The organism is Streptomyces sp. NPDC090741, from assembly GCF_044769045.1.
Lineage (GTDB): Bacteria > Actinomycetota > Actinomycetes > Streptomycetales > Streptomycetaceae > Streptomyces.
Genome location: NZ_JBIVXF010000007.1, coordinates 236,184 through 249,469, shown reverse-complemented (window position 1 = coordinate 249,469; position 13,286 = coordinate 236,184). Strand labels below are relative to the sequence as shown.

Below are 13,286 nucleotides of genomic sequence, written 5' to 3'. Positions count from 1 at the left end.
AAGCCTGACGGGTGAGCCGTCCGGGTGACATCCACCCACCGGATTCGTTCACCTGTGCGACGCGTGCGGTATGGATGTCGCGATACAGAAATACCCCGGACCAATTGACGGCCGGGGTATTCATCAGCGTATATTTGATGTTTCACGCCTTGATGACAGCAGGGCATGAAAAAGCTTTACGAGGACACCGTATCGGGTCGGGAGTGGCATTGTCAACCGTGGAATTCCGTAATGAGCAGCAATTCATCGACGAGCTCTATGCGCGCCTGGACGACCTGCGCGACCAGGCCGAACGGGCCGTGCAACAGGCTCTGTCCGGGGCGGGGACCGGGTTTCAGGCGCGGCTGGAGCGGGACGTGGTCGTCGCCGAGCAGTCCGGTCTGCTTTCCGCGCTGAACGCGGGCGAGAACGGTCTGTGTTTCGGCCGCCTTGAGTTCTCCGACGGACAGGACCACCACATCGGCCGTATCGGAATCAGGCAGGACGACGCGGACCGCACCCCCCTCGTCCTCGACTGGCGGGCCGAAGTGGCCCGCCCGTTCTACCTCGCCACCGGGCATTTCCCCATGGGCCTGCGCCGGCGCCGGCACATCACCACCCGCGGCCGCGAGGTCACGGCCCTGCACGACGAGATCCTCGACCTCGCCGACACCGAGCGCACCGGCCACGAAGGGGCGGACGCCGACGCCGTGCTGCTCGCCGCGCTCGACGCCGCCCGCACCGGCCGCATGCACGACATCGTCCAGACCATCCAGGCCGAGCAGGACCGCATCATCCGCTCGCCCCACCGCGGCGTACTGGTGGTGGAGGGCGGTCCGGGAACCGGGAAGACGGCCGTCGCCCTGCACCGGGCCGCCTACCTCCTCTATGCCCACCGCGAACTGCTCGCCAAGCGCGGCGTGCTGATCGTCGGACCCAACCCGGCGTTCCTCGGCTACATCGGCGAGGTGCTCCCCTCCCTCGGTGAGACCGGCGTCCTGCTCTCCACCCTCGGCGAGCTGTTCCCCGGCATCCGGGCGACCGGCACCGACCGGCCCGGCGCCGCCGCCGTGAAGGGCCGCGCCGAGATGGCCGACGTCCTCGCACGCGTCGTAAGCGACCGGCAGGCGCTGCCGGAGACCGTCCCCGCCGGCAGCGGCGAGGACAGCGCCGTGCTCCCCGAGCCGGCCCTGGAGATCGACCACGACGACTACGGCACCCTGCGGCTCGACCGGACCATGGCGTACGAGGCGCGGGACCGGGCCCGCGCCACCGGGCTGCCGCACAACCTGGCCCGCCCGTACTTCGCGTTCCGCGTCATCGACTCCCTCACGCAGCAGCTCGCCGACCGGCTCGGCGCCGACCCGTACGGCGGCCCCAACCTGCTGGGCGCCGACGACATCGCGCAGCTCGGCAAGGAGATCGCGACCAGCATCGAGGTGCACGGCGCGATCGACAGCCTCTGGCCGCCCCTCACCCCCCGGCAGCTCATCACCGACTTCCTCGCGGACCCCACCCATCTCCCCTCCCACGAGGCCGGGTTGATCCGGCGCACGACGGACGACTGGACACCCGCCGACATCCCGCTGCTCGACGAGGCCGCCGAGCTGCTCGGCTTCGACGACAGCGCGCAGCGCGCCGCCGAGGAGCGCGAACGGCAGGAGCGCATCGCCTACGCCCAGGGCGTCCTGGACCTGTCACAGGGGTCCGAGTCGTACGAGTTCGAGGACATGGAGAACGAGTTCCTCGCCGCGCACGACATCATCGACGCCGAGCGGATGGCCGTGCGGCAGGAGGAGGCCGACCACCGCAGTGCGGCCGAGCGGGCCGCCGCCGACCGGACCTGGGCCTTCGGGCACGTCATCGTGGACGAGGCGCAGGAACTGTCCGAGATGGCCTGGCGGTTGCTGATGAGGCGCTGCCCGACCCGGTCCATGACGCTGGTGGGCGACCCGGCCCAGACCGGCGACGAGGCCGGCTGCGGATCGTGGAAGCGGATCCTGGACCCGTACGTCGGCGACCGCTTCGAACTGGTGCGCCTCGGCGTCAACTACCGTACGCCCGCCGAGATCATGGACCTCGCGGCCGCCGTGCTCCGGGCCCGCCACCCCGGATTCGAGCCGCCGAGCTCGGTACGGTCCACGGGGCGGCGGCCCTGGATCCGGGCGACGGACGACCTCGCCGCCGCGGTCGCGGACGCCGTGAGCGAAGGCGCTCCGGCCGAGGGGCGGGGCGGCCGGCTGGCGGTGATCGCGCCGCGCCCGCTGCACGCGGCGCTGGCGGCCGCGCTGCCCGGTGTACGGGCGGGGGAGGAGCCGGACCTGACCCGTACGGTCGTCCTGCTGGACCCGCGCCAGGCCAAGGGGCTGGAGTTCGACTCGGTGATCGTCGTGGAGCCCGCGGACCACGAGCCGAGCGACCTGTACGTCGCCCTGACCCGGGCCACGCAGACCCTCGGGGTGGTGCACACGGGCCGGCTGCCCGAGGGCCTGGCCGGGCAGCCGTAAAAGGGGCCGCGGGTGGGCCGGGGGTGCGGGCGGGCCGGGGGTGCGTCAGACCGCGGCCGGCACGAGGAGCTCCAGCGGCTCCGGCCGTCCGCGGCGGTCCCGGAGCTCCAGCCCCGCCAGCCGCTCCAGGCCCGCCCGGCTCTCCTCGTCGACCGGCACCATCGTCACCAGGCGCGGGCCCGCCGCCGGCCCGAGCCACAGATTGGTGTGCTCCAGGTGCAGCAGGCCGACGCGCGCGTTGCGGATGTACTTCGTCTTGGCGCCCACGCCGAGCACCTCATGGCGCGCCCACAGCTCCCGGAACTCCGGCGACTGCGCCTCCAGCCGCGCCAGCAGGGCCTTCCAGGCCGGCTCGGCGAGGTGTTCCGCCATCGCGGCCCGGAACTTGGCCACGATCGTGCGGTTCACCTCGGCCACGTCGGCCATCGACGCCCGCCAGTCCGCGTTGGTGAACGCGAGCCACAGGCAGTTGCGGTCCTCGGGCGCCAGCGCGTCCAGGTCGCACAGCAGCCGTCCGTAGGTGGCGTTGTACGCGAGGATGTCGTACCGGCTGTTCTGGACGCAGGCCGGGATCGGCCCGAGCTGGTCGAGCATCGCCCGCAGCGCCGGGGTCACGCTCGGGCACGGGGCGTGCGGGGTCGGATCGAGGCTGCCGGCCAGCGCGAACAGGTGCGTGCGCTCGCTGGCGTCGAGCAGCAGGGCGCGCGCCAGGGCGTCCAGCACCTGCGGGGAGACCTGGATCTCGCGGGCCTGCTCCAGCCAGGTGTACCAGGTGACACCGACGGCGGAGAGCTGGGCGACCTCCTCGCGGCGCAGCCCCGGGGTGCGCCGGCGGCGGCCGCGCGGAAGCCCCACCTGCTCGGGCGTGATCCGCTCCCGGCGGCTGCGCAGGAAATCGGCCAGCTCGTGCCGGCGTACGTCGCTGTCGGAGGCAACAGTGGTCATGGAACCAGGGTGCCGCACCGCTCATCCCGTTGCCAGGTAGTCCTTGTACCAGGATAGGAAGACTCTGGTACCAGGCTGAGCGCAGGGCGATCGTATCGGTGTGAGCGAAACGACCGTACGCACCACCCGTCCCTCCCCGTCCGCCCCGACGGGCCGCCCGGCCTCCGGGCCGGCCCCGGCCGTGATCGGCCCGCTCGGGCTGTTCACCGTGCTGCTCGGCGCGGCCCTGCCCCTGATCGACTTCTTCATCGTCAACGTGGCGCTGCCCGCCATCGACAGCGACCTCGCGGCCGGTCCGGCCACGCTGGAACTGATCGTCGGCGGCTACGGCGTCGCGTACGCCGTGCTCCTCGTGCTCGGCGGCCGCCTCGGCGACATGGCCGGACGGCGCCGGCTCTTCCTGATCGGCATGACCGCCTTCGGCGTCACCTCGCTCCTCTGCGGGCTCGCACCCACCGCCTGGACCCTGGTCGGGGCGCGGGTGGCGCAGGGCGCCGCGGCCGCGCTGATGCTGCCGCAGGTGCTCGCCACCATCCAGGCCACCACCCAGGGGCCGCGCCGGGCCCGGGCGATGAGCCTGTACGGGGCCACCGCCGGGCTGTCCATGGTTGCCGGGCAGATCCTGGGCGGCGTCCTGGTCGCCGCCGACGTCGCCGGCTTCGGCTGGCGCTCGGTGTTCCTGGTCAACGTGCCGGTGGTGGTCCTCGGGCTGGTGCTCGCCACCCGCGCCGTACCGGAGACCCGCTCGGACCGGCCGGCCTCGGTCGACGTACCGGGGACGCTGCTGCTCGCCCTGTCCCTGGTGTCACTGCTGCTGCCGCTGACCGAGGGCCGGGCCGCCGGCTGGCCGCTGTGGACGTGGGTCTCGCTCGCGGTCTTCCCGTTCGCCGCCACGGCCTTCTACCGGACCGAGCGCCGCGCCGACCGGCTCGGCCGCACCCCGCTGGTGCCGCCGAGCCTGCTGCGCCTGCAGTCGCTGCGGCGGGGCCTGGTCCTGCTGGTGCCGTTCTCGATCGGCTTCAGCGGCTTCATGTTCGTCATCGCGGTGGTCCTGCAGCAGGGTCTGCGGATGGGCCCGGTGGAGGCCGGACTGGCGCTGGTGCCGATGGCAGTGGCCTTCTTCGCGGCCTCGCTCGCCGGGCCGCGGCTGGTCGGCCGGTTCGGGAGCCGCGTCGTCACCGCGGGCGGCGTCCTCCAGGGTGTCGGCGTCACCCTGCTCGTCCTCGCGGTCCTGCGCGGTTGGCCGGAGCTCGGGCTGATCTCGCTCGCTCCGGGCGTGGCCGTGGCCGGCCTCGGCCAGGGGCTCCAACTGCCCGTCCTGATGCGGCTGATGCTGTCCGACGTACCGGCCGACCGGGCGGGCGTGGGCGGCGGGGTCATGATCACCACCCAGCAGTCCGCGCTCGCCCTCGGCGTCGCGACCCTGGGCAGCCTGTTCCTCGCCCTGGTCCCGTCGGCAGGCATGCGGGACGCGCTCGCCGTCACCCTGCTGGTCCAGCTGGGCATGATCGCCCTGACGGTGCTCCTGAGCCTGCGCCTGCCGCGGGTCGTGCGGTAGGGACGCTCCCACTCGGCCTCACCGGCCACCCCCCCTTGGCCCCGGGCTGCGGACCGGGGCGGGGTGTCCGTAAGACACCCCCCGGGTGCGTCCGCTCCCGTACAGTCCGTGATGCCCGGGCTCCGCCAGGGGCCGGGACCAGCGGCGAACAGGAGAAGATCCGTGACCACCGAAGCCGGCTTCGACCCCCGTCCGCCCTCCGCCCGTACGGGACGGCCGGTCCCCGAGCTGGATCGCACCCTCGTGGAGCGGTGGCGCTCCGACGGGGCCGAACTGGTCGACCTGCTGGCCCTGGTGCGCGAACGGCACGGCGGAGTCGCGGCGTTCCGTCTCGGGCCGGGCCCCACGGTCCTGGTCACGGACCCCGGGGCGGTCCGGCACGTGCTGGCCCTGCATCCCGACCGGTACGTCAAACGCTCCCACCGCGCCCGCCTGTTGATCGGCGACGGCGTACTCGCCGCGACCGGTGAGGCCTGGAAGAGCCAGCGGCGGCTGCTGCAATCCCAGTTCACCGGCACCGGCATGCGCCGCTACGAGCAGCGGATCGCGGAGGCCGCCCGGGTCACCGCCGGCCGCTGGGCCGCGTACGCCCGTACCGGGCAGCCGTTCGACGTCGGCCTGGAGATGCGCCGCTTCGCCCTGGACACCATCTGGCGCTCCCTCACCGGCCACCCCCTCGACGACGGCACCGAGCGCGAACTGGGCGCCCTCGCCGCCGTGGTGGCCGCGATGCCCGAGCTGCCGGCCGACACCGCCGGCGCCAGGGAGGCCGTAGCCGCCGACCTCGCCAGGATCGACGCCGTCGCGCACCACGCCATCGAGGCCGCCCGCGGCGGCGAAGCCGGGCCCGACGGCCCGGGTCTCCTGCACCTGCTGCTCGGTGCGGCCGCCGAACGCCCCGAGTACACCGACCGGCTGGTCCGCGACGAGCTGGTCACCCTGCTCGTCGCCGGCCACGAGACCACCGCCACCACCCTGACCTGGCTCTACCTCCTGCTCGACCGCCACCCCGCGGCCCGCGAGGAGGCCCTCGCCGCAGGCGCCCCCGGCTCGGCGGAACGCCACCGCGCCGTCCAGGCCCTGGTCCACGAGACGCTCCGGCTCTACCCATCGGCGTGGATCCTGCCCCGGTACGCCGCCGAGGCGGACGTGCTGACCGGCTACGCCGTCGAAGCGGGCTCCGACGTGGTCGTCTGCCCGTACCTCACGCACCGAGACCCCGAACTGTGGCCGGACCCCGAGCGGTTCGACCCCCGCCGCTTCACCGCCCCGGACGGCCGCCCGACCCACCCCGGCGCGTACCTCCCCTTCGGTATCGGCCCGCGCGCCTGTCTCGGCCTCCGGTTCGCCCTCCGCGAGTCGACCGTCCTCCTGGAACACCTGCTGCCCGCCCACGTCCCGGTGTTCCACTCCGTCCCCACGAAGGCCGCGTACAGCATCACCGTCCGCCCGGACGGCCCCACCCCGGCGGCCCTCGCCTCGTAGAGCGCCTCTCCCGGACTGCGCCCGCCCCGCCCCGCCGCGCTCCTGAGGGCTTCCGGGGGTCTGGCGTGAAGCAGTGAATCGGTGCTTCAATCCTTCCATGCCCTACCGTCGCCCGCCCTCCGTGCAGGCCCGCCTCGACGCCAGGCGCGAGCGGGTGCTCGAAGCCGCAGTCCACCTGCTCTCCCGGGAGGGGTACGGCGGATGCTCGGTCGCCGCCATCGCCGCCGAGGCCGGGATCTCCACCGGCAGCGTGTACCAGTCGTTCTCCGGGAAGTCCGAGCTGGCCGCCGCGCTCTTCCGTACGCTCGTGGCCCGGGAACTGGAGGCGGTGGCCGCCGCGACGGAGCGCCCGGGCGGCGCCGCGCAGCGGGTGGCGGCCGCAGTCGAAACCTTCGCGTACCGGGCGCTGCAAGCGCCGCGCCGGGCCTTCGCCCTGCTGGCGGAGCCGGCCGACCCCGCCGTCGACACCGAACGCCTCGTCTTCCGGCGGGCGTTCCGCGACGTGTACGCGCAACAGATCGCCGCTGGCGTGGCCTCCGGTGAACTCCCGCCTCAATCACCCGAGTTGACGGCCGCCGCGCTCGTCGGCGCGATCGCCGAAGCGCTCGTCGGCCCGCTGGCCGACGGGGACGCGGCCCCGGGGGACGTCATCCCCGGTCTGATCACCTTCACCCTGCGTGCCCTTGGAGGACACGATGCCGCAGACGCATGAGGTCACCAACCAGGTGCCGCCGCACCTCGGTTACGACGCGGCCGCCGACCCGGCCCTGCTGGAGGCGATCGCCCGCGAGGGCGCCGCGTGGGCGATACCCGAGATCCACCGGCTCGGCGCCCTCGCCGGCTCCGAACAGGCTGCGGAGTGGGGCCGCGTGGTCAACGAGAACCCGCCGGTGCTGCGCACCCACGACCGCTACGGCCACCGGATCGACGAGGTGGAGTTCCACCCGTACTGGCACGAGCTGATGGGCACCGCCGTCTCCCACGGGCTGCACGCCGCGCCCTGGGCGGACGACCGGGCCGGAGCGCACGTCGCGCGGGCGGCGAAGTTCCTCGTCTGGGGCCAGGTCGAGGCGGGCCACTCCTGCCCGGTGTCCATGACCTACGCCGCCGTACCCGCGCTGCGCGCGACCCCGGAACTCGCCGCCTGGCTGGAGCCGTTGCTCGCCTCCCGCACGTACGACTACGGACTGCGCCGGCCCGACACCAAGCAGGGCCTGATCGCGGGCATGTCGATGACCGAGAAGCAGGGCGGCTCCGACGTACGCGCCAACACCACGACCGCCGTCCCGTCCCCGGACGGCACCTACCGGCTGACCGGGCACAAGTGGTTCACCTCCGCGCCCATGTCGGACGTCTTCCTGACGCTGGCTCAGGCCCCGGGCGGGCTGTCCTGCTTCCTGCTGCCCCGGGTGCTGCCGGACGGCAGCCGCAACCGTCTGCTGCTCCAGCGCCTCAAGGACAAGCTCGGCAACCGGTCCAACGCCTCCGCCGAGATCGAGTACGACGAGGCCTTCGGCTGGCTGGTGGGGGAGGAGGGGCGCGGCGTCGCGACGATCATCGAGATGGTCAACATGACCCGCCTCGACTGCGTGCTCGGCGGGGCCTCCGGCATGCGCCTCGGAGTCATCCGCGCCGTCCACCACGCCACGCACCGGCGGGCGTTCGGCAAGGCGCTCATCGACCAGCCCCTGATGCGCAACGTCCTCGCCGACCTCGCCCTCGAATCCGAGGCGGCGACCGCCGTCGCCCTGCGCCTCGCGGGCGCCACGGACCGGGTCTCCCGGGGCAGCCAGGACGAGGCGCTGCTGCGGCGGCTGGGGTTGGCCGTCACCAAGTACTGGGTCTGCAAGCGCGCCCCCGGGCATGCCGCCGAAGCCCTCGAATGCCTGGGCGGCAACGGCTACATCGAGGACTCCGGCATGCCGCGCCTCTACCGGGAGGCACCGCTGTCGTCGATCTGGGAGGGCTCCGGCAACGTCGCCGCCCTGGACTCGCTGCGGGCCATGGCCCGGCAGCCGGACACCGTCGAGGCCTTCTTCGAGGAGGTCGGGCGGGCGGCGGGCGCCGACCGGCACCTCGACGCGGCGGTGGCCGGACTCCACAAGCAACTGGCCGATCCGGCCGAGGCCGAGTACCGGGCCCGCCAGCTCACCGGGACGATGGCCCTGGTCTTCCAGGCATCGCTGCTGCTGCGCCACGCCCCGGGCGCGGTGGCCGAGGCCTTCTGCGGCTCCCGCCTGGGCGGCGGGCACGGCGGCGCGTACGGGACGCTCCCGACGGGCGTGGACACGGAAACCATCCTGGCCCGGGCCACGACCGCGACCGCCACCGCGACCACGACCGCCGTCTGACGGACTGCGGCGAGGCCGGGCACGGCCCCGGGGCCCCTGACGCCGCCGGGCCCGCGCTCACCCGCGCGGGTCCACGGGCGTGAGCACTCCGAGCTGGTCCTCGACCGCCTGGGCGGCGTCCAGGCACAGGTCCTGCCGGAACGCGCGCCCGACGATCCGGACCCCGCACGGGAGCCCGTCGGCCACACCCCTCGGCACGGCCACCGCCGGCACGCCCACGAAGCTGGTCACGGTGCACAGGCGCATGCCCGCCCCGACCCGGGCGCGGCCCGCCCGGTCGCGCGGCGACGCCTCATCGCGGAGGCGGTCTGCCGCCTGGCCGGCGAAAGCGGGCTCGAAGGAGTCACTCCGCGCGATGTCGCCGCCCGGGCGCAGGTGTCGACGGGCGCCGTGCAGCGGTGCTTCCGCACCAAGGACGAGATGCTCGTCTTCGCCGTCGGGTACGTGGGCGAGCGCATCGGCGAGCGCGTACGGGCCCGGATCGCCAGGAGCCCGGCCCGGTCGGCGGCCACCGCCCTCGGCCATGCGGCCACCGGGATCTCCCTGCTGCGGGAGGAGCACCGGGCCGAGGCCGGGGTCTGGCCGGCCTTCGTCGCGCAGGCGGCGGTCAGCGAGCCCCTCGCCGGGACACCGAAGGCGAACTGCGCGGCCCTGCAGGAGTCGTTCACCCAGCTCGTCGCCGAGGCGGCGCAAGACGCCGGCCGCGCAACCCCCCTCGATCCGCAGCCCGAGGCCCGCACCCTCCTCGCCCTCGCGGACGGCCTCACCGCGCACGTCCTCACCGGCCACCTCACCCCGCACGAGGCGCAGGACGCCCTCCACGCGCACCTGGGCAGCCTCTGGACGCACTCCGGGTGACGGTCGCCGCGGATGCGGGAAACGTTCCGGCGCGCCGTGGCCGTGGTGCACCTTTCGCGCTCTAATGTCGCGGCATGGCTGACATGTTCGATCACAAACCGCAGGTGTGGACCGCTGGCCGGCTCCGCGAGGCGCTGGCGGCGCTGCCCGACGAGACCCCGATCCACATCGGCGTCGCGGACGGCCCCGGGGACTTCGAGGGCTACGGGGAGTACGTCCTCGTGGACGCCGAGCCCGTCGAGGTGGACGTCGACTGCGAAGGCACGGGCGACCACGACGGCGAGCCGGGCCACCGGGTCCAGTTCACGCTGTTCGCCGACGCCGCGGCCGGGGCCTACCACCTCGACCTGGACTGACCTTCCCGGCCGGCCCCGAGGAACTCGGAGATCAGACGGTCCGTCTCCGCGGGCGCCGCTGTGGGCAGCGCGTAGTGGGTGAGCTGCGGGAACGTCTCGATCCGGGCGTGCGGTACGGCCTCGCGGGCGCGGGCCGCGACCTTCTGCGGATCGTGGGCGCCGCTGCGGCCCGCGAGCAGGACCAGCAGCGGGGCCCTCAGCGCCCGGGCGTCCGGGCGCCGGCCGACGACCAGCTTCCGGTCGGCGACATCCGAGGCCGCCAGAGCGAAGAGCCGCTTCCACTGCGGGTCGGTGTCCGTGCCCGCCGTCTCGCGGTCGACGTACGCGAGCACGCCGGCCGCCCGCGGGCGCACCAGCACGGGCAGTGAGCGCAGCAGGAATCCGGGGCGGTACCCCGCGAAGCACTGGGTCGGGTCGAGGAGCACCAGCCGGTCGACCCGCTCCGCGGCGTGCAGCGCGTACGTCAGGGCGATCCAGGCACCGTACGAATGCCCCAGCAGCGCGGCGCTCCGGACACCGAGCCCGTCCAGGAGCGCGTCCAGCCAGGCCATCAGGTCGGCGGTCGTGCGCAGCGGGCGGCCCGCGCGCACGCTGCGGCCGGCGTCGCCGAGGATGTCGACGGCGAGGACCCGGTGGTGCGCGCCGAGCGCCGCGGCGTTGGCGAACCAGACGGTGCCGGTGGAGCCGCCGCCGTGGAGGAGCAGGACCGCATGGGCCCCGGCGGGCCCGTATGCGTGCACGCGGGTCGTTCCGTACGGGGTCGGGACGTCGAGCTCGGCGGTGCCGGCCGGCCAGCGCGCGAGCAGCGCGTCGTAGGCAGCGAAGAACTCTTGCGATGCGGATGCGGATGCGGATGCGGATGCGGACACGGTCACGGCAGGCCCCCCGAATATCGTCTTGTTGACCGATTATCTCGTTCGGCGAGAGAATAGTCGAGTGAGCAATGACGACACCGACACCCCCGCCATGCGTCTGGTCCACCTCCTGCGCGCGGTCACGGTGGAACTCCACCTGCGCGGCGCCGAGTTCGCGGCGCGCAACGGTCTGCATCCGACCGATCTGCGGGCCCTGATCCGGCTGCTCGATGCCGACCGGGCGGGGGAGGTGGTCACCCCGGGGCGGCTCGGTGAGGCGCTGCGGCTCAACTCGGCGGGTACCACCGGGCTCCTCGACCGGCTGGAACGGCTGGGTCTGGTCCGCCGCAGCCGCGACGAGCAGGACCGGCGCCGGATCCTGCTCGTCGTCGAGCCGAAGGCCGTCGAGCTGGGCTGGTCCTTCTTCGGCCCGCTGATCGGCGGCATGGTCGACGTGGCCGAGGAGTTCACTCCCGGTGAACTGGACGTCGTACAGCGCTACTTGACTGCGGCCCTGGATGCTGCCGACCTCGCCGGCCAGGGTGCGTAGGGCCGCCCGGCCGGAATCCGATGGCTCGGCGCGGGCGTGCGGTGCGAGACTCGCGCGGTGGAAACGATCATCAACGACATGGCGCGGCGCCTGACCGGGGTGCCCGGTGTGGTCGGCGTGATGCTCGGCGGCAGCCGGGCCCGAGGAGAGCACCGGCCCGGATCGGACTGGGACCTCGGCGTCTACTACCGCGGGGACCTCGATCTCGACGCGCTGCGCGCGTCGGCCGGACCCGGGGTGGACGTGGCCGCGCCCGGGGACTGGGGCCCCTGGGTGAACGGCGGCGCGTGGCTGCGGGTCGAGGGGACCGCCGTGGACTGGATCCTGCGGGATCTGGACCGGGTCGGGCAGGTGTGGGAGCAGTGCCGCGAGGGACGGTACGAGGTCGGCGTACAGGCGGGGCATCCGCTCGGGTTCTGGTCGCCCTGCTACGCGGGCGAGGTGGCGCTCGGGCGGGTACTCGCCGATCCGACGGACGAGCTGACGGACCTTCGACGGCAGACCGCCGACTATCCGGAGCCGCTGCGGGAGGCGCTGACGGCGGGGGCCTGGGAGGCGGAGTTCCTGGTCGAGGGAGCGGCGAAGGGCGCGGCCCGGGCGGACGCCCTGTACGTGTCGCTGTGCCTGTCCCGGGCCGTGGGCGTGCTGGTGCAGGCGCTGTTCGCCGCGGACCGCCGCTGGTGCCTGAACGAGAAGGGCGCGCTGGCCGTCGCCGAGACGCTGCCCGGCGCACCCGCCGGCTTCGGCCACCGCGTCCGCGACCTGCTGGGCGCGCCCGGCACCACCGCCGAGGCGCTGACGGCCACCGTCGCCGAGGCCCGCGCCCTGGTCGCCCGGACCCGAGCGGGCCTCTGACCGAGAGGTACGGGGAGGGTGCGGGGAGGGTGCGGGGAAGGTACGGGGAAACCCGGTTGTCCGGGGGGCAAGGCGCTGGCAGGGTCTGCGGCATGCCTACCTTCGCCGCGCCCGACGGGACCACGCTCGCCTATCGCCTCCTCGGCGGGGACGGACCGCCGCTCGTCTGCCTGCCCGGGGGGCCGATGCGGGACTCCGTCTACCTCGGCGGGCTCGGCGGGCTCTCCGCGCAGCGGCAGCTGATCATGCTGGACCTGCGCGGCACCGGCCGATCGGAAGTGCCCGCGGACACCGGCTCCTACCGCTGCGACCGGCAGGTCGAGGACGTCGAGGCCCTGCGCACACATCTCGGCCTCGACCGGATGGACCTGCTCGCGCACTCGGCCGGCGCGAACCTGGCCGCCCTGTACGCCGGCCGTCACCCCGAGCGCGTCGGCAAGCTCGTCCTGCTCACCCCGAGCGTCATGGGCGTCGGCATCACGATCACGGGCGAGGCCAGGCTGGAGACCGCCCGTCTGCGCCGGGGCGAGCCCTGGTACGCGGACGCGTACGCCGCCCTGGAGGCCGTCGTCGCCGGCCGGGGCACCGCCGACAGCTGGCAGGCGATCGCCCCCTTCCTCCACGGCCGCTGGGACGACGCCGCCCGGGCCTTCGATGCCGCCGACGAGGCCCAGAAGAACGCCGGGGCCACGGCCGGCTACGCCGGCGAAGGCGCCTTCGACCCCGACGCCACCCGTACGGCACTCGCAGGGTTCGACGCTCCCGTGCTCGTCCTCGCGGGCGAGTTCGACGTATCGCTGCCGCAGCCGGCCGCCGCCGAGTACGCCGGTCTGTTCCCGCACGCCCGGCTCGTCGTCCAGCCCGGAGCCGGCCACGCCCCGTGGCTCGACGACCCCGAGCGGTTCACCGGGGTCATCGCGGCGTTCCTGGCCACCGCGGGAGCCGCGAACCCGGCGTAACCTGGTCTGACCGCCGTATCCGCCTGTGA

Annotated in this window: 12 protein-coding genes and 1 pseudogene; 10 read left to right on the top strand and 3 right to left on the bottom strand. The window is 74.1% G+C overall.

All coding sequences use genetic code 11. The annotated features are described in order from the left end of the window. Window positions 1-152 precede the first annotated feature (152 nt). Window positions 153-2,486 carry a HelD family protein gene (locus ACIQU4_RS20990; RefSeq protein WP_403733114.1) on the top strand — a complete coding sequence of 778 codons (2,334 nt, stop codon included), beginning with the start codon at window positions 153-155 and terminating at the stop codon, window positions 2,484-2,486. Between the two features lie 45 nt (window positions 2,487-2,531). On the opposite strand, the gene ACIQU4_RS20985 is transcribed toward ACIQU4_RS20990, so the two are convergent. Beyond that, on the bottom strand, window positions 2,532-3,431 hold the full coding sequence (locus tag ACIQU4_RS20985; protein ID WP_403732697.1) for a helix-turn-helix domain-containing protein: 900 nt from the start codon (window positions 3,429-3,431) through the stop codon (window positions 2,532-2,534). Between the two features lie 100 nt (window positions 3,432-3,531). Here ACIQU4_RS20985 and ACIQU4_RS20980 point away from each other — a divergent pair, with 100 nt between their 5' ends. The 4 genes from ACIQU4_RS20980 (at window position 3,532) to ACIQU4_RS20965 (ending at window position 8,825) form a co-directional block, all read left to right on the top strand. Then, complete coding sequence (locus ACIQU4_RS20980) at window positions 3,532-4,989, top strand: MFS transporter (protein WP_403732694.1); 1,458 nt, start codon at window positions 3,532-3,534, stop codon at window positions 4,987-4,989. Between the two features lie 162 nt (window positions 4,990-5,151). Next, on the top strand, window positions 5,152-6,474 hold the full coding sequence (locus ACIQU4_RS20975; RefSeq protein ID WP_403732691.1) for a cytochrome P450: 1,323 nt from the start codon (window positions 5,152-5,154) through the stop codon (window positions 6,472-6,474). Window positions 6,475-6,571: 97 nt separating this feature from the next. Further along, on the top strand, window positions 6,572-7,186 hold the full coding sequence (locus ACIQU4_RS20970) for a TetR/AcrR family transcriptional regulator (RefSeq protein ID WP_403732688.1): 615 nt from the start codon (window positions 6,572-6,574) through the stop codon (window positions 7,184-7,186). After that, complete coding sequence (locus tag ACIQU4_RS20965; RefSeq protein WP_403732686.1) at window positions 7,170-8,825, top strand: isovaleryl-CoA dehydrogenase; 1,656 nt, start codon at window positions 7,170-7,172, stop codon at window positions 8,823-8,825. The genes ACIQU4_RS20970 and ACIQU4_RS20965 overlap by 17 nt, the downstream gene beginning before the upstream one ends. A gap of 57 nt (window positions 8,826-8,882) precedes the next feature. Here the strand turns inward: ACIQU4_RS20965 and ACIQU4_RS20960 are convergent. After that, window positions 8,883-9,107, bottom strand: a pseudogene (locus tag ACIQU4_RS20960) (indole acetimide hydrolase); the annotation flags it as partial. A gap of 12 nt (window positions 9,108-9,119) precedes the next feature. On the opposite strand from ACIQU4_RS20960, the gene ACIQU4_RS20955 reads away from it, so the two are divergent. Together ACIQU4_RS20955 and ACIQU4_RS20950 are read left to right on the top strand one after the other, a co-directional pair. Continuing rightward, entirely contained in the window at window positions 9,120-9,683 is a 564-nt protein-coding gene (locus tag ACIQU4_RS20955) for a TetR/AcrR family transcriptional regulator (protein WP_403733112.1), read from the top strand. 74 nt (window positions 9,684-9,757) lie between these two features. Then, entirely contained in the window at window positions 9,758-10,039 is a 282-nt protein-coding gene (locus ACIQU4_RS20950) for a DUF6225 family protein (RefSeq protein ID WP_403732683.1), read from the top strand. Here the strand turns inward: ACIQU4_RS20950 and ACIQU4_RS20945 are convergent. After that, window positions 10,018-10,914, bottom strand: coding sequence for an alpha/beta fold hydrolase (locus ACIQU4_RS20945; RefSeq protein WP_403732679.1), 897 nt, complete (start codon window positions 10,912-10,914; stop codon window positions 10,018-10,020). The genes ACIQU4_RS20950 and ACIQU4_RS20945 overlap by 22 nt on opposite strands. Before the next feature lie 91 nt (window positions 10,915-11,005). Between ACIQU4_RS20945 and ACIQU4_RS20940 the strand changes: the two genes are divergently transcribed. The 3 genes from ACIQU4_RS20940 (at window position 11,006) to ACIQU4_RS20930 (ending at window position 13,257) form a co-directional block, all read left to right on the top strand. After that, window positions 11,006-11,443: a MarR family winged helix-turn-helix transcriptional regulator gene (locus ACIQU4_RS20940; RefSeq protein ID WP_403733109.1), complete on the top strand. Its 438-nt coding sequence runs from the start codon at window positions 11,006-11,008 to the stop codon at window positions 11,441-11,443. A 78-nt stretch (window positions 11,444-11,521) separates the two neighbouring features. After that, window positions 11,522-12,298 (top strand): nucleotidyltransferase domain-containing protein, encoded by a 777-nt coding sequence (locus tag ACIQU4_RS20935; RefSeq protein ID WP_403733106.1) that lies wholly within the window; start codon window positions 11,522-11,524, stop codon window positions 12,296-12,298. Between the two features lie 92 nt (window positions 12,299-12,390). Further along, window positions 12,391-13,257, top strand: coding sequence for an alpha/beta fold hydrolase (locus ACIQU4_RS20930; protein ID WP_403732675.1), 867 nt, complete (start codon window positions 12,391-12,393; stop codon window positions 13,255-13,257). Window positions 13,258-13,286 lie beyond the last annotated feature (29 nt).

Coding starts and splice junctions, on each gene's coding strand:
- ACIQU4_RS20990 (WP_403733114.1), top strand. CDS start 153: ATGACAGCAGGGCATGAAAAAGCTTTACGAGGACACCGTATCGGGTCG.
- ACIQU4_RS20985 (WP_403732697.1), bottom strand. CDS start 3,431: ATGACCACTGTTGCCTCCGACAGCGACGTACGCCGGCACGAGCTGGCC.
- ACIQU4_RS20970 (WP_403732688.1), top strand. CDS start 6,572: ATGCCCTACCGTCGCCCGCCCTCCGTGCAGGCCCGCCTCGACGCCAGG.
- ACIQU4_RS20965 (WP_403732686.1), top strand. CDS start 7,170: ATGCCGCAGACGCATGAGGTCACCAACCAGGTGCCGCCGCACCTCGGT.
- ACIQU4_RS20950 (WP_403732683.1), top strand. CDS start 9,758: ATGGCTGACATGTTCGATCACAAACCGCAGGTGTGGACCGCTGGCCGG.
- ACIQU4_RS20940 (WP_403733109.1), top strand. CDS start 11,006: ATGCGTCTGGTCCACCTCCTGCGCGCGGTCACGGTGGAACTCCACCTG.
- ACIQU4_RS20935 (WP_403733106.1), top strand. CDS start 11,522: ATGGCGCGGCGCCTGACCGGGGTGCCCGGTGTGGTCGGCGTGATGCTC.
- ACIQU4_RS20930 (WP_403732675.1), top strand. CDS start 12,391: ATGCCTACCTTCGCCGCGCCCGACGGGACCACGCTCGCCTATCGCCTC.